Below are 15,222 nucleotides of genomic sequence, written 5' to 3'. Positions count from 1 at the left end.
TCACGTGTCAAGTTTTGTACCTACCGTAACGCCCCGCCATCGGATTCGGGCCTTCGGACGGCGTGCGAATCCAACCACACGGCGTCGGGTCACGCAGCATCCACGGCGACGACACCGCGGCGGATCGCCGCGACCGCCCGACCTGCGGCCTTGCCGACCTGCGGATCGGGGGACGTCGACCGGACCTGTTCGAGCAGGTCGATCACCTGCCTGCACCACCGCACGAAGTCGCCGGCAGACAGCGCACGCCCCTGATCTCCTGCCGCGATCAGCGCCTCGACGAGCGAATTGTCGCTCGCCCAGTGGAAGATCGCGGCAGCGAAGCCGAGGTCCGGCTCACGGGTGGGCGGCAGTTTGTGCCGGATCTCGTCCGCCCGAAGTTCCCGCCACACCCGCACGGTCTCGTCGAGGGCGTGCCGTAGTGCTCCCGGACCGCCGCCTTCGACGGTGTCCCCTTCACGGCGCGATTCGAAGATCACGGCGGACACGACGGCGGCGAGTTCCGCGGGCCCGAGACCCTTCCACACACCCTGCCGGAGGCACTCGGCCACCAAGAGGTCGCTCTCGCAATAGATTCGACTCAGCCGTGTGCCGTGTTCGGTGGCGTCGGGGTGTTCGCCCGGCGAGATGTAGTCGCGTTCGGCGAGCAGCGACAGGATGCGATCGAACGTGCGCGCCAACGAGTTCGTCGTGGCAGCCACCTTCTGCCGCATCGTCTCGGTCTCGCGGGCCAGCCGGTTGTAGCGTTCACCGATCCGGCTCAGCTGCTCGCGGTCGGGCCAACTGTGGCACGGGTGCTGCCGGATGGCGCGCCGCAGCCGTGCGATCTCGGCGTCGTCGGTGGCAGCACCCGACTTCTTCCGCTTCCGGCGTCCCGGCGCGACGATTCCGGTGCTGCGCAACGCCGATGCCAGATCGCGTCGCACCCGGGCGGTGTGGTGATCGAAGCGCCGCGGCAACCGCATCGATCCCAAAGACCGTGCGGGCTCCGGGAAGTCGCCGGCCGACACCCGGCCCGCCCACTTCGCCTCGGTGAGGATCAGCGGCTTCGGATCCGTGGGGTCCCGGTCCGGTTCCAGCACCACGGCCAGACCCGAGTGCCGTCCCACCGGGATCGCGATCACGTCGCCGCGCCGCAGTGCGACGAGCGAGGCGACGGCGGCGTCCCGGCGTTCGGTTCGACCTGCCCGTTCGAGTGACCGTTCCCGGCTGCTCAGTTCCTCCCGCAGGCGCGCGTACTCGAAGTACTCGCCGTCCTCGCCGCCCAGCCGTTCGCGGAGCGTGGTGAGCGCGGCCTCGTTGCGTTCGATGCCCCGCGTCAGGCCGACCACCGACCGGTCGGCCTGGAACTGGGCGAACGACCGCTCGAGCAGGGCCCGTGATTCCGCGGCTCCCATGCGATCGACCAGGTTGATGGTCATGTTGTAGCCGGGACGGAACGAGCTGCGCAGCGGGAACGTGCGCGTGGAGGCGAGCCCGGCGACGTCCACGGGTTCCACCCCGGGTTGCCACAGGACCACCGCGTGACCCTCGATGTCGATGCCACGACGTCCCGCCCGGCCGGTGAGCTGCGTGTACTCCCCCGGGGTGAGTTCGGCGTGGGCCTCGCCGTTGTACTTGACGAGGCGTTCGAGGACGACCGTGCGGGCGGGCATGTTGATGCCGAGCGCCAGCGTCTCGGTGGCGAACACGGCCCGGACCAGTCCCTTGACGAACAACTCCTCGACCGTCTGCCGGAACGCGGGCAGCATCCCCGCGTGGTGCGCGGCGAGGCCCCGCTCGAGCGCCTTGCGCCATTCCCAGTACCCGAGGACCTCCAGATCGGCCTTCGGTAGTTCGGCGGTGTGGGCGTCGATGATGGTCCGGATCTCGGCGACCTGCTCCGGCGTCGTCAGATCGAGGCGGGACCGCAGGCACTGCGCCAGCGCGGCGTCGCACCCGGCGCGGCTGAAGATGAACGTGATCGCCGGGAGGAGTCCCTCGTCGTCGAGGCGGGAGATCACTTCCGGTCGGGGCAGCGGCCGGAAATCGCTGGAGAATCCGCGCCCGCCGCCGCGGCGTCCCCTGCCACGCGACTCCCACGAGTCGGCGCGCTCGAGAGCCTGTCGCTGTTTGACGTGACGGACCAGATCCTGGTCGACCACCAGATCCTTGAGCGCGTCCCCACTGCGCGCCCTCGTGTCGAAGAGGTCGAACAGTCGCTTCCCGACCATGATGTGCTGCCACAGCGGGATCGGGCGGTTCTCGTCGACCACCACGGTCGTGTCGCCGCGCACCGTTTCCATCCACGCGCCGAACTCCTCGGCGTTGCTGACGGTCGCCGACAGGCTGACGAGTCGGACGTCCTCGGACAGGTGCAGGATCACCTCTTCCCACACGGCCCCACGGAACCGGTCCGCCAGGAAGTGCACCTCGTCCATGACGACGTGGGACAACCCGCGCAGCGCCGGGGAGTCGGCGTACAGCATGTTCCGCAGCACCTCGGTGGTCATGACGACCACCGGGGCGTCCGAGTTGATGCTCGAATCGCCGGTCAGCAGCCCGACGGTGTCCTTGCCGTACCGCCGCACCAGCTCCGCGTACTTCTGATTGCTCAGCGCCTTGATCGGTGTGGTGTAAAAGCACTTGCGACCGGACGTGAGCGCCAGATGCACGGCGAATTCGCCGACCACGGTCTTGCCCGCGCCGGTCGGGGCGCAGACGAGGACGCCGTGGCCGCCCTCGAGCGCGCGGCAGGCGTTGATCTGGAAGGGGTCGAGCACGAAGCCGAGCTGCGCCGAGAACACGTCGAGTTCGGTGCCGCCGGTCGTGTCACCTGTTGTCACTGCCACCCCGTCAGATTGTCACAGGGTGTCGGAGAAGTCCTGACCCGGTGTGTTGCTGCCGGTCGTGCTCGCGTCGTCGTTCTTGTTCGCGCCGCCGGACTTGCCGGACTTGCGTGACCGCCGGAACCGGCCCGCCGGCTCGGGGACCGGTGTGGCGGCGACGTCGAACGCCTCGTTCAGGTCCGACGGCGCGGCGATGGTCGACGCCTCGTCGTCGTCGAGGGCACCCCACTCCTGTTCCGTGCGACGGGCCTTGCGGCGGTCGTTGATGCGGGCGATCTGCACGGCGACCTCGAACAGCACGGTCAACGCGAACGCGAGCGCGAGCATCGAGAACGGGTCCTGCCCGGGGGTGGCGATCGCGGCGAACACGAACAGAGCGAAGATCAGGCCGCGGCGCCACGCCTTGAGCTTCGCGTAGGGCAGGATGCCGACGAAGTTCAGCGCGACGATGAGCAGCGGGATCTCGAAGCTGACTCCGAAGATGATCAGCAGGTTGATGATGAACCCGAAGTATTCCGCGCCACCGAGTGCGGTGATCTGGACGTTGTCGCCGATCGTCAGCAGGAAATGCAGCGCCTTCGCGACGACCACGTAGGCGAGGACCGCTCCGGCCATGAACAGCGCGGCACCGGACACCACGAAGCCGATCGCGTAACGGCGCTCCTTCGAGTAGAGGCCGGGCGTGATGAACGCCCACAGCTGGTACAGCCAGATGGGGCAGGCCAGGACGATGCCCGCGGTCAGCGCGACCTTGAAACGGAGCATGAACTGCTCGAACGGTCCGGTCGCGAGGAGACGGCACGACCCGTCGTTGCTCAGGTCGGCGCGACTCGACGCAGGCAGCGAACAGTACGGCCCACGCAGAAGCTCACCGAGACTCTCGATCCCGAGAATCTGGTGGGAGTACCAGAAGAAGCCCACCGCGGTGGTGACCACGATGGCCAGCACGGACAGGAGCAACCGCGTGCGCAGCTCGTAGAGGTGATCGACCAACGACATGGTGCCGTCGGGATTGGTCCTCCGCTTGCTGTGGCGCGGATCGAACGGAATTCGCACTGTTGTTCGCCCTAGTCTTGGTCAGCAGGCAACCGGGGTGAAGAATCACCCCGGTTGTCAGGCGGCTCGGGTTACGCCGACTTGGGCTCGGTGTGCTGCGGCTGCACCGGCGCCGGAGGGGTGACCGGTGCGGTGGTGGTGTCCGCCACGGGCAGCTCGGCGGGCGCGCTCTGCTGCGCGGTGGGCGCCGGCGTGCTGTTGTCGTTCTGCATCTCCTTGACCTCGCTCTTGAAGATGCGGAGCGAACGGCCGAGTCCACGAGCCGCGTCGGGCAGCTTCTTGGAACCGAACAGGATGATGACGACCAGCGCGACGATGGCCCAGTGCCAGGGGCTCATGGCTCCCATGATGAAACCTCCAAAAGATCAGGTGACCCCGATGCTACCGGACATACACGGCACCGGTTCGGTCGAAACCGGCTAGTTGCGCTGCCGTTTACCTGTCGGTTTCCCGGGTGCCCGCTGTGAGCGCAGCTCGGCGAGCAGCGCGTCCCCGGACCAGTGCCGGTTCCCGCCCGCCTCGGCCTCGCGGATCAGTTCGACCAGCCTCGCGTTCACCGGTGCGACCGTCCCCGACGACGCGGCCAGGCGCACGATCTCCCCGCTGATCCAGTCCACTTCGGTGCGCCGGCCCGCTTCGAGGTCGTCCCACATCGAGGATCGCGCGTGCGGGTCGATGGCCAGCATCCGGCTGCCCGCCACCTGGAACACCCCGTCCGGGACGGTCAGCAACCGGGGAATCCACTGCGGCGGCAGCGGTGTGAGCTTGGCGACAGCGATGCCACGGGCGGTCAGGAGAGTCAGCGCTTCCCGCTGCGCCAGCGCGACCGCACGCCGGAACGACCGCTGCGACAACTCCTCGCGGAGCGGCAGGCCGGACAGGGCGTTGACCGCGTTGTTCAGGTTGAGCAGCAGCTTCGCCCACTGCACCGCGCGGAAGTCGTCACGTGCATGCAGCGGCAGCCCTGCGTCGCCGAAGACCGGCGCGAATGCACGCACCGCCGGATGCTGCTCGATCTCGAGGTTACCCTCGGAGCCCTGGTGGAAATGCCCGTCACCGCGGTGCACCACGTTGAACGGCACCATCGCCGCGAGAACCACCTGCTCCGGCACGGCCGCGCGGAGGGTGTCCGCATTGCCCAGCCCGTTCTGCGCACTGACTACGACCGTGTCGGAACCTATCGCCGACGCCAGCGCGGCACCCACCTCCGGTGTCCCCGCCGACTTCACCGACACGACGACGAGATCGGCGGTGGCCACCGACTCCGGGCCGGTGGCGAAGGCGATGCCGGAGGCACCGACCCGGATGTCCGCTCCGTGCAGGTCCGTCAGCCGCAACCCGTGTTCGCGGATCTCCGCCCCGACACGCTCCCGGCCGATCAGGGTCACCTCGGCACCGGCCGCGGCGAGCCGGCCCCCGACATAGCAGCCGATGCTGCCCGCACCGAAGACGCTGATCCGCAGCGGACGCCCGTCGCCGCTCATGCCTCGACGGCGTCGTAGGCGGACAGCGCCTCCACAGCCCGGCGGCGCACCTCGTCGACCAGTTCGGCCGGTTCGAGCACTCTGATTCCGGACCCGAACCCCAGCACGAGCCGGGCCATCCACTCGAGCGCCCCGTAACTCATGCTCGCCTCCACCGAGCCGTCGGCGGCGACCGTCCGGACATCCATCGGGTAGTAGTCGAGCACCCACACGCAGTCGGCGCCGATGTTCAACCGTGCCTGGGGAAGGGACGCGTCGCCGCTGAACAATTCCAGGTTGGAATCCCGCACGAGTGCCTGCGCCGGCGGTGTGGACGGCTCGTCCAGCTCGGTGGCGGCGTCGATCCGGTCGAGCCGGAACAGCCGGACGCCCTCGGCCTGCCGGCACCACGCCTGCAGGTAACTCTGGTTGTCGACCAGCACGACCCGCACCGGATCCACGGTGCGCTCGGTGACGCGGTCCCGGGACGCCGAGTAGTACGTCAGGTGGAGTGCGTGCCGTTGATGGAGCGCGGACCGCACCGTGGCGGCGATGGGATCTTCCGCCACATCTTCCACCGCCTCCCGCTCCGACGCCGGCGTCACCGCCGCGCGGGCTGCCGCGGTGCCCGCGGCGTCCTCGATCTTCGCGATCGCGCTGTGCGCCGCGGACGGATCGACCATGCCCGGCATCTCCACCAGCGAACGCAGGGCAATCAGCAGGGCCGTGGCTTCGGTGGACGTCAACCGCAGCGGTCGGTCGATGCCCGCCGAGAACGTCACCTCGATGCTCTCCTCGGAGAACGAGAGGTCGATGAGGTCGCCGGGACCGTAGCCGGGCAGGCCGCACACCCACAACTGGTTGAGGTCGGACATCAGCTGTGTGGTGGTGACGCCCAGTTCGGCGGCGGCCTCGGCCGCGCTCATCCCGGGGTTCGCGATGAAGTACGGCACCAGGTTGAGGAGCCGGGACAATCTCGACGACAGCCTGTTGCTCACGACGTCCCCCCTTCCCCTGCGGCGTCCTTCAGCTTGGTCAGCACATCGTGGCGTAGTTCGGGCGGATCGAGGACCAGGGCGTCCGCCCCGTGGCCCGCGACCAGCCGCGCAATCCAGTCCCGGGAGCGGACCGGAATCCCGAGCACGGTGCCGGCGCGCTCGTTCACCCGCTTCTCCCCCGCCGTGGTCGCCAGTCGGCGCAGTTCCTGGGCCCGGCCCTCGGCCACCCATACGGTGGCGGTCCCGGTGACCTCCCCCGAACCGGTAACCCGGTCGACGATCTCCCGGAGGTCGACGCCCGCCGGTTTGTGGACGACCCCGGACGGTCCGAACTCCGTCACGTCGTCGCCGATCCGCGACAGCCGGAACGTCCGGACGGCCCCCCGGTCGACGTCGTGACCGACGAGGTACCACCGGCCGTGCGCGGTGACGACGCCCCAGGGTTCGACGGTGCGCTCGGTGTACGGTTCGTTGAGGGCGCCGCGGTGCGGGAAGTGCACGGCGCGGCCGGCGTCGACCGCCGCCAGCAGCTTGCCGAGCGCCGGTTCGGAGCCGCGGGTGCGGGCGGGCACCGCCGTGATCGGGGTGGCCGCCGAATCCGGATCCACCTGCACACCCGCCGCGCGCAGCTTGAGCAGTGCCCCCTGGGCCGCGGACGTCAACTCCGGCGACTCCCACAGCTGGACCGCCACCGCGACCGCCGCGGACTCCTCCTGACTGAGTTCGATGTCGGGGAGCTCATACGCATTGCGGTTGATGCGGTAGCCCTCGACCGTCGAGAAGCGCGACGCCTGCCCGGTCTCGAGCGGGACACCGAGATCTCGGAGTTCGTTCTTGTCGCGTTCGAACATGCGGCTGAACGCCTCGTCGCTGGCGGAGTCGGCGTACCCGGCAACGCTCTCGCGAATCTTCTCGGCGGTGAGGAACTGCCTGGTGGACAACAAACAGATCACCAGGTTCATCAACCGCTCGATCTTGGAAGTCGGCACGCCCGGAAGCCTAGTGGGTGAGCCCGTTACGGACTCCCACAGCGCCGCTACATCGAGGCAATCAGGCGCTCCACCCGCTCGTCGACCGACCGGAACGGGTCCTTGCACAGCACGGTCCGCTGGGCCTGATCGTTGAGCTTGAGGTGCACCCAGTCGACCGTGAAGTCGCGTCCGGCCTCCTGCGCCGCGGTGATGAACTCGCCGCGCAGCTTCGCCCGGGTGGTCTGCGGCGGAGTGTCCACCGCCGCCTCGATCGTCTCGTCCTCGGTGATCCGCTTCACCAGCCCCTTGCGCTGCAGCACGTCGAACACGCCGCGACCGCGTTTGATGTCGTGATACGCCAGATCCAGCTGCGCGATCTTCGGGTCGGCCAGCTCGAAGCCGTGCCGGTCCTGGTAGCGCTGGAACAGCTTGCGCTTGATCACCCAGTCGATCTCCGTGTCCACCTTCGCGAAGTCCTGCGTCTCGACGGCGTCGAGCATGCGACCCCACAGGTCGACCACCTGAGTGACCTGCGGATCGGGATCCCGGTTCTGCAGGTGTTCCACCGCGCGCGCGTGGTACTCCCGCTGAATGTCGAGGGCGCTGGCCTGCCTGCCGCCGGCGAGCCGCACTGGGCGGCGTCCGGTGACGTCGTGACTGACCTCGCGGATGGCGCGGATCGGGTTGTCGAGCGCGAAGTCGCGGAACGACACCCCGGCCTCGATCATCTCGAGCACGAGCGCCGCCGTGCCCACCTTCAGCATGGTGGTGGACTCCGACATATTCGAGTCGCCGACGATCACGTGCAGGCGGCGGTACTTCTCCGCGTCGGCGTGCGGCTCGTCACGGGTGTTGATGATGGGCCGCGACCGCGTGGTCGCCGAGGACACGCCTTCCCAGATGTGCTCGGCGCGCTGCGACAGGCAGAACGTCGCCGCCTTCGGCGTCTGCAGGACCTTGCCCGCGCCGCAGATCAGCTGCCGCGTCACCAGGAACGGGAGCAGCACGTCCGAGATCCGGGAGAATTCGCCGGCCCGGGCCACGAGGAAGTTCTCGTGGCAGCCGTACGAATTGCCCGCCGAATCGGTGTTGTTCTTGAACAGGTAGATGTCACCGCCGATGCCTTCCTCGGCGAGCCGCTGTTCGGCGTCGATCAACAGCTCCTCGAGAACGCGCTCCCCCGCCCGGTCGTGGTTGACCAACTGGATGAGGTTGTCGCACTCGGCGGTGGCGTATTCGGGGTGCGAGCCGACGTCCAGATACAGGCGGGCACCGTTCCGGAGAAACACGTTGGAGCTCCGGCCCCACGACACCACCCGCCGGAACAGGTAGCGCGCAACCTCGTCCGGGCTCAGTCGCCTGTGACCATGGAAGGTGCAGGTCACACCGAACTCTGTCTCAATTCCCATGATTCGTCGCTGCACACCTCGACAGTACAACGCGGATCACCCGGCGGAGCGATAAAACCGTCCAGCGACACCCCGCGCATACGCTGAGATGGTGAACCGACACTTACGCCGAATCCATCGGGCCGACGAGATCGTCTTCGACCGCAGCGCCAATCTGAGTCCCTCCGGGCTAGACCGGGCCATGCGCTTCCTCAGCCGCGCGGCCGACAAGGGGCTCCTGTGGTGGTTCGTGGCGGCGGTCCTGGGACTGGTCGGCGGGCGCGCCCGCCGCGGTGGTGTGCGCGGACTGCTGTCCCTCATGATGGCGAGCGGTCTGGCCAACGGCATCCTCAAACCGCTGTTCCCCCGGCGGCGCCCCCCGGCCCGCGTATGGACGAACGTGCTGCGCGGGGTGGCGATCCCCCGGTCCTCGTCGTTCCCGTCGGGACATGCGGCGTCGGCGGCGGCGTTCACCACGGGTGTCGCCCTGGAATCGCCCGCGACCGCTGCCGTCGTGGCCCCGCTCGCCGCCGCGGTCGCCTACTCCCGCGTGCACAACGGCGTGCACTGGCCGACCGACGTTGCCGCCGGACTGCTACTCGGCGGGGCCGTCGCGTCGGGCACCCGCCGCTGGTGGGCGGTGCGCACGGAGGAACCGGCAGAGCTGGGCCCCGCCGTCGACGCACCGGCACTTCGGGGCGGCGAGGATCTGCTCGTGGTGGTCAACCCGGAGTCCGGGCCGGACAGTGTCGATCCGAGTGAGGAGATCACAACCGCTCTCCCCAAGGCCGACGTGCGCGCACTCGACACCGCCCGCGATTTCGCCGAACAACTCGACGCCTGGGTGGCCGAAACGGAGCCGCGCGCCCTCGGGGTGTGCGGTGGCGACGGGACCGTGGTCGCCGTCGCGTCCGCGGCAGCGCGTCACGCGTTGCCGCTGGCGGTGTTCCCGGGCGGCACGCTCAATCACTTCGCGCGGGATGCCGGCGCCGCCGACATCTCGGACACGGTGAACGCCGTCGAGACCGGGCATGCGGTTCTCGTCGATCAGGCCGTCGTCCACACCGATGTCGCGGAGCCGGCGCCGTTCCTCAACACCGCCAGTCTCGGCGGCTATCCCGACGCGGTGCGACTGCGGGAGAAGTGGCAACCGCGGTACGGGAAGTGGCCCGCGGCATGTGTGGCGATGATCCGGATTCTCTCCGCGGCAACACCGCTCGCCGTCACCATCGACGGCAGGCCCGTGAAGGTGTGGATGTTGTTCGTGGGGAACGGTCGGTATTCCCCCGGCGATCAGGTTCCGATGTCGCGTCCCGCCATCACCGGCGGACTGCTCGACGTCCGGTACGTGCGGGCCGACCGGAAAGCGTCCCGGCCGCGGCTGCTGTTCGCCGCCGCCACCGGGACACTCGGAAGCAGCCGGGTGTACGTGCGATCCCTCGTGCCCCGGCTCACCGTCCGCGTGGACGGCTCGCCGGTCGCACTGGCCACCGACGGTGAAGTGGTCGCCGACGCCCTGCGGTTCGACTTCCGGACGGTGCCCGAAGCGATCGCGGTATACCGGCCTCAGACCTGAGGGTCGGCCGGCTTCGTCTCGGGGTCCGGCTTCGACTCCGAAGCCGGCTCCGGGGCGGCCGCGGGCGCTGCGGGGATCAGCTGTTCGAGCGCGGGTCCGGTGATCCGCCGGAACGCGCGGCGAGGACGGGACTGGTCGAGCACGGCCACCTCGAGGCTGGCCACGTCGACGTTGCGCTTCTCGCCTTCCCCGGCACCACCCTGACGCAGGGCGTTGACCGCGATACCGACCGCCGCCTCGAGATCGAGGTCGGCACGGTACGACTCGCGCATGGCGGTCGCGATCGGCTCGGTCGTGCCACCCATCACAACGAAATGCTGTTCGTCGACGATGGATCCGTCGTAGGTGATGCGGTACAGCTGGGGAGCCTTCGGGCTGCCCACGCGCCCGACCTCCGCGACGCAGATCTCCACCTCGTACGGCTTGGGCTGTTCGGTGAAGATCGTGCCCAGGGTCTGCGCGTACGCGTTGGCCAGCGATCGGCCCGTCACGTCACGGCGGTCGTAGGAGTAGCCCCGCATGTCGGCGTGGACGATCCCGGCGCGCCGCAGGTTCTCGAACTCGTTGTACTTGCCGACGGCCGCGAAACCGAGTCGGTCGTACAGTTCGCTGACCTTGTGCAGCGCGGTGGAGGGATTCTCGGCGACGAACAGCACGCCGTCGCGGAACGTGAGCACCACGACGCTGCGTCCGCGGGCAATTCCCTTGCGCGCCAGTTCCGAGCGGTCCCGCATGATCTGCTCGGCGGACGCGTAATACGGCATGGTCATCGCGCAGACCCCCCTTCTTCGGTGCGCTCGGCGACGATGCGCCGAGCCAACTCGGACGTCGTCTCCTCGGACACGTGCACGGCACCGGCCTGGGTGATCGTGACCGCGGTCGGGTAGATGCCACGGGTCAGGTCGGGCCCACCGGTGGCCGAATCGTCGTCGGCCGCGTCGTACAACGATTCGATGGCCGCCCGCAGGGCGGTCTCCTCGTCGCTGTCCGGCGAGTAGATCTTCTTCAGTGCCGACTTCGCGAACAACGACCCGGAACCGACCGCGTGGTATCCGGCGCGTTCCTCGTACCGGCCGCCGACGACGTCGTACGAGACGATCCGGCCCGCGTGGGCCTCGTCGTCCGCGTCGAGGTCGTAGCCGACGAGCAGCGGAACGACCGCGAGACCCTGCATCGCCGCCCCGAGGTTGCCCCGCACCATCGACGCCAGGCGGTTGGCCTTGCCGTCGAAGGTCAGCTGAACGCCCTCGATCTTCTCGTAGTGCTCGAGTTCGACGGCGAACAGGCGAACCAGCTCGATAGCGATCCCCGCGGTGCCGGCGATACCGGCCGCCGAGTATTCGTCGGTGACGTACACCTTCTCGACGTCCCGGCTGGCGATCAGGTTGCCCTGGGTCGCGCGCCGGTCGCCTGCGAGCAGGACGCCACCCTTGTAGGTGAGCGCCACGATCGTCGTTCCGTGCGGTGCGAGATCACCGCTCTCCATCCCGTCACCACCCCGTGTCGAGTACGAACGATGGCCGATCCGATTCTCCGGCAGCAATTCTGGTGCGTGACCACGCAGATACTCGGTGAACGAGCTCAGATTCGAACCGAAACTGAGCCTCGTCTCACCGTCGCCTGTCCGCAATGCCGGTCGATCCGCCGTCACTGGCCGCCCTTCTGGACATAGGCCCGGACGAAGTCCTCGGCGTTCTCCTCGAGCACGTCGTCGATCTCGTCGAGCAGGTCGTCGGTGTCCTCGGCCAGCTTTTCGCGACGTTCCTGACCCGCGGCACCGTCAGCGCCCGGGGTGTCGTCCTCGTCGCCGCCACCAGTTCGTTTGGTCTGCTCTTGTGCCATCGCAGCCGACCTCCTTGTGTGAAGGGAGCTCTTCTTCCGAGCGTCCTGTCCTGCCAAGCAGTCTGACTACATCATCCGCTCGGACCTTCACCCTACCGAGCGCCGCCGCCGCACGTGTGCCGACGCGACGGCGAGTTCCGGCGCAGATCCGTCCGCGACCGCTCGACGGGTCAGTTCGTGAGCTCGTCGACGAGTTCTTTCGCGGTCTCCACCGACTCCAGCAACTCCCCCACGTGCGCCTTGCTGCCCCGCAACGGCTCGAGGGTGGGGATACGGACCAGGGAGTCGCCACCGAGATCGAAGATCACCGAATCCCAGCTCGCGGCCGCGATGTCGGCGCCGAACTTGCGCAGGCACTCACCTCGGAAGTAGGCGCGGGTGTCGGTGGGCGGGGTGTCGACGGCGTCGAGCACCGCCTGCTCCGAGACCAGCCGTTCCATCGACCCGCGGGCGACCAGCCGGTTGTACAGACCCTTGTCCAGGCGGACGTCCGAGTACTGCAGGTCGACCAGATGTAGCCGCGGCGCGGACCAGTTGAGGCCCTCGCGGTTCCGGAAACCCTCGAGCAGCCGCAGCTTGGCCGGCCAGTCCAGCAGGTGAGCGCACTCCATCGGGTCCCGCTCGAGAAGGTCGAGCACCATCGCCCACTTCTCCAGCAGATCGGCCACCCGGGGGTCGTCGTTGCCCTCGGCGGACATGAACTTGTCGACCCGGTCCAGGTAAATTCGCTGCAAGGCAAGCCCGGTCAGTTCCCGGCCGTCGGCCAGCGCGACGGTGGCGCGCAGCGTCGGGTCGTGGCTGATGTGGTGCACGGCGGTCACCGGGCGGGCCAGCTGCAGGTCGGTGAGGTCGACACCGGCCTCGATGAGATCGAGGACCAGGGCCGTCGTCCCGACCTTCAGGTACGTGGACATCTCGGCGAGGTTCGCGTCGCCGATGATGACGTGCAGACGCCGGTACTTGTCCGCGTCCGCGTGGGGTTCGTCGCGGGTGTTGATGATGCCGCGCTTGAGTGTCGTCTCGAGCCCGACCTCCACCTCGATGTAGTCGGCTCGCTGGGACAGCTGGAAACCGGCCTCGTCACCGGACTGGCCGATGCCCACCCGTCCCGACCCGCAGATCACCTGACGGGACGCGAAGAACGGGGTCAACCCGTTGATCACCGCGGAGAACGGCGTGGCCCGGGACATCAGGTAGTTCTCGTGGGTGCCGTACGACGCGCCCTTGCCGTCCACGTTGTTCTTGTACAGCTGCAGTCGCGGGGCGCCGGGAACGCTCGACGCGTGCCGGGCGGCCGCCTCCATCACCCGTTCGCCCGCCTTGTCCCAGATCACGGCGTCCAGGGGGTCGGTGACCTCCGGGGCCGAGTACTCGGGGTGCGCGTGATCGACGTAGAGGCGGGCGCCGTTGGTGAGGATCATGTTGGCTGCGCCGACCTCGTCGGCATCGATCACCGGCGCCGGGCCGCTCAACCGGCCCAGGTCGAATCCGCGGGCATCGCGCAGCGGGGATTCCACCTCGTAATCCCATCGGGTGCGCTTCGCGCGCGGCACTCCCGCTGCCGCCGCGTAGGCCAGCACCGCCTGGGTGGACGTCAAGATCGGATTGGCCGAAGGCTCGCTGGGTGAGGAGATTCCGTACTCGACTTCGACACCGATGATCCGCTGCATGCTGCCGAGCCTATGCGATCACCCACATCACCCGGCGGCACACTCCTGCCGCGCGAGCCGTCCGCGCCCGGCGACTAGTCCGGCGAGCACTCCAGGTACTGGTCCGCCGAGATCGCCCGGAGCACCGTGCGGACCCCGGCGGGAGCCCAGGAGTGGGTGCTGTCGGTGACGACGCTCGGGTCGGTCAGGTGCACCGTCCGGCGGCGCGTCACGATGGTGCATCCGCCCGCCGCCACCACGTTTCGCACCCAATCGCTCTGCGCACCGTACGTCAGGGCGAACCGGTAGCGGCCGTCTACGACGAACACGTTGACGGGTGTGCGATACGCCTTGCCCGACCTGCGGCCCCGGTGCTCGACCATGGCGAACCCGGGCAGGATCGTCGCGACGTGACGGCTCACCTGATTGGTGACGACCCGGTTGAACCGGGCGACCGAACGCGGCAACGCCATGACCTCTCACCCCTTCGGCACCGGAACGAGCAACCGACCTCGACAGTACCGACGTCCGCCGGGGTGCTGGCAGGATCGACACATGGATTCCGCACCGAACACCCCACCCGGCACGGACGAAGTGGTGGCGGTGTTCGACAGTGCTGGACGACCGGTGGGGTCCGCCGAGCGTTCCCGCGTCTACGCCGAGGGGCTGTGGCACGCGAGTGCCGGCGTCCTCGTCCGGTCCGGCGACGGAAAGCGCCTCTACGTGCACCGACGCTCGGACACGAAGACGGTGTTCGCCGGACATCACGACTGCCTGGCGGGCGGGGTGGTCGATCCCGGGGAGACCCCGGAGGAGGCCGCGAGCCGGGAGCTGGCGGAGGAACTGGGCATCACCGGAGTGGGCCTCACCCCCATCGCGAAAGTGGCGTGGGACGGGCACTGGCAGGGTTTGCGGCTGCGGTGCCACCTGTACGCCTACGAGACGCACTGGGACGGGCCGATCGTCCACCAGGCCAGCGAGATCGCGTCGGGCTGGTGGTGGACGCCCCACGAACTGGTGACGCATCTGCACGACCCGCAGTGGCCGTTCGTGCCGGACACCCGGGCGCTCCTGGAGGACTACCTCGTGACACGGGACCGCTGACACACAGCCGCCTGCGCGGCGGGAACCGTGTTCGAGTTCCCGCCGCGCAGGTGGTGCCGCACGGCTTACAGGTACTGGCCCGTGTTGGATTCGGTGTCGATGGCGCGGCTCGCGCTCGCGTTCTTACCGGTGACCAGCGTGCGGATGTAGACGATCCGCTCACCCTTCTTGCCCGAGATCCGGGCCCAGTCGTCGGGGTTGGTGGTGTTCGGCAGGTCCTCGTTCTCCGAGAACTCGTCGACGATGGAGTCGAACAGGTGCTGGACCCGCAGACCCGGGGCACCGGTGTCGAGCACCGACTTGATCGCGTACTTCTTGGCGCGGTCGACGATGTTCTGGATCATCGC

General features: G+C 68.7%; 14 protein-coding genes and 1 pseudogene. 2 read left to right on the top strand and 13 right to left on the bottom strand.

What is annotated here, in order from left to right; all coding sequences use genetic code 11:
- Positions 1–89: 89 nt before the first annotated feature.
- From QM693_RS06675 to pafA, 7 genes are all read right to left on the bottom strand, one after another.
- On the bottom strand, positions 90–2,825 hold the full coding sequence (locus QM693_RS06675; protein WP_280780328.1) for a DEAD/DEAH box helicase: 2,736 nt from the start codon (positions 2,823–2,825) through the stop codon (positions 90–92).
- An 18-nt stretch (positions 2,826–2,843) separates the two neighbouring features.
- On the bottom strand, positions 2,844–3,884 hold the full coding sequence (gene tatC / locus QM693_RS06670; protein ID WP_280780064.1) for a twin-arginine translocase subunit TatC: 1,041 nt from the start codon (positions 3,882–3,884) through the stop codon (positions 2,844–2,846).
- 71 nt (positions 3,885–3,955) lie between these two features.
- The gene (gene tatA, locus QM693_RS06665; protein ID WP_005563470.1) at positions 3,956–4,231 is read right to left on the bottom strand and encodes a Sec-independent protein translocase subunit TatA; all 276 of its coding nucleotides are present in this window, start codon (positions 4,229–4,231) and stop codon (positions 3,956–3,958) included.
- Between the two features lie 72 nt (positions 4,232–4,303).
- Entirely contained in the window at positions 4,304–5,368 is a 1,065-nt protein-coding gene (locus tag QM693_RS06660; protein WP_283351818.1) for a 2-dehydropantoate 2-reductase, read from the bottom strand.
- Positions 5,365–6,345 carry a helix-turn-helix transcriptional regulator gene (locus tag QM693_RS06655; protein ID WP_280780062.1) on the bottom strand — a complete coding sequence of 327 codons (981 nt, stop codon included), beginning with the start codon at positions 6,343–6,345 and terminating at the stop codon, positions 5,365–5,367. The genes QM693_RS06660 and QM693_RS06655 overlap by 4 nt, the downstream gene beginning before the upstream one ends.
- Positions 6,342–7,334: a helix-turn-helix transcriptional regulator gene (locus tag QM693_RS06650; protein ID WP_283351817.1), complete on the bottom strand. Its 993-nt coding sequence runs from the start codon at positions 7,332–7,334 to the stop codon at positions 6,342–6,344. The genes QM693_RS06655 and QM693_RS06650 overlap by 4 nt, the downstream gene beginning before the upstream one ends.
- A 47-nt stretch (positions 7,335–7,381) precedes the next feature.
- A complete protein-coding gene (gene pafA, locus QM693_RS06645; protein ID WP_012687833.1) occupies positions 7,382–8,740 on the bottom strand; it encodes a Pup--protein ligase in 1,359 nt (452 codons plus the stop codon).
- Between the two features lie 73 nt (positions 8,741–8,813).
- Between pafA and QM693_RS06640 the strand changes: the two genes are divergently transcribed.
- Positions 8,814–10,280: a phosphatase PAP2 family protein gene (locus QM693_RS06640; protein WP_283351816.1), complete on the top strand. Its 1,467-nt coding sequence runs from the start codon at positions 8,814–8,816 to the stop codon at positions 10,278–10,280.
- Here the strand turns inward: QM693_RS06640 and prcA are convergent.
- The 5 genes from prcA to QM693_RS06615 form a co-directional block, all read right to left on the bottom strand.
- Positions 10,271–11,050 carry a proteasome subunit alpha gene (gene prcA / locus QM693_RS06635; protein WP_280780059.1) on the bottom strand — a complete coding sequence of 260 codons (780 nt, stop codon included), beginning with the start codon at positions 11,048–11,050 and terminating at the stop codon, positions 10,271–10,273. The genes QM693_RS06640 and prcA overlap by 10 nt on opposite strands.
- Entirely contained in the window at positions 11,047–11,931 is an 885-nt protein-coding gene (prcB, locus tag QM693_RS06630) for a proteasome subunit beta (protein ID WP_283351815.1), read from the bottom strand. The genes prcA and prcB overlap by 4 nt, the downstream gene beginning before the upstream one ends.
- Positions 11,928–12,122: a ubiquitin-like protein Pup gene (locus QM693_RS06625; RefSeq protein ID WP_007299058.1), complete on the bottom strand. Its 195-nt coding sequence runs from the start codon at positions 12,120–12,122 to the stop codon at positions 11,928–11,930. Before QM693_RS06625 ends, prcB begins: the two co-directional genes overlap by 4 nt.
- 170 nt (positions 12,123–12,292) lie before the next feature.
- Positions 12,293–13,792 carry a depupylase/deamidase Dop gene (dop, locus tag QM693_RS06620; RefSeq protein WP_007299057.1) on the bottom strand — a complete coding sequence of 500 codons (1,500 nt, stop codon included), beginning with the start codon at positions 13,790–13,792 and terminating at the stop codon, positions 12,293–12,295.
- A 74-nt stretch (positions 13,793–13,866) separates the two neighbouring features.
- On the bottom strand, positions 13,867–14,244 hold the full coding sequence (locus QM693_RS06615) for a nitroreductase family deazaflavin-dependent oxidoreductase (protein WP_283351814.1): 378 nt from the start codon (positions 14,242–14,244) through the stop codon (positions 13,867–13,869).
- Positions 14,245–14,326: 82 nt separating this feature from the next.
- On the opposite strand from QM693_RS06615, the gene QM693_RS06610 reads away from it, so the two are divergent.
- Positions 14,327–14,875, top strand: a complete 549-nt coding sequence (locus tag QM693_RS06610) for an NUDIX domain-containing protein (protein ID WP_283335138.1) — start codon at positions 14,327–14,329, stop codon at positions 14,873–14,875.
- Positions 14,876–14,940: 65 nt separating this feature from the next.
- On the opposite strand, the pseudogene QM693_RS06605 reads toward QM693_RS06610, so the two are convergent.
- Positions 14,941–15,222: pseudogene (locus tag QM693_RS06605) on the bottom strand (proteasome ATPase); the annotation flags it as partial.

The organism is Rhodococcus sp. IEGM 1305, assembly GCF_030058635.1.
Lineage (GTDB): Bacteria > Actinomycetota > Actinomycetes > Mycobacteriales > Mycobacteriaceae > Rhodococcus_F > Rhodococcus_F opacus_D.
The sequence above is the reverse complement of the archived record's forward strand: the minus strand, read 5'-3'. Positions and strand labels throughout refer to the sequence as shown.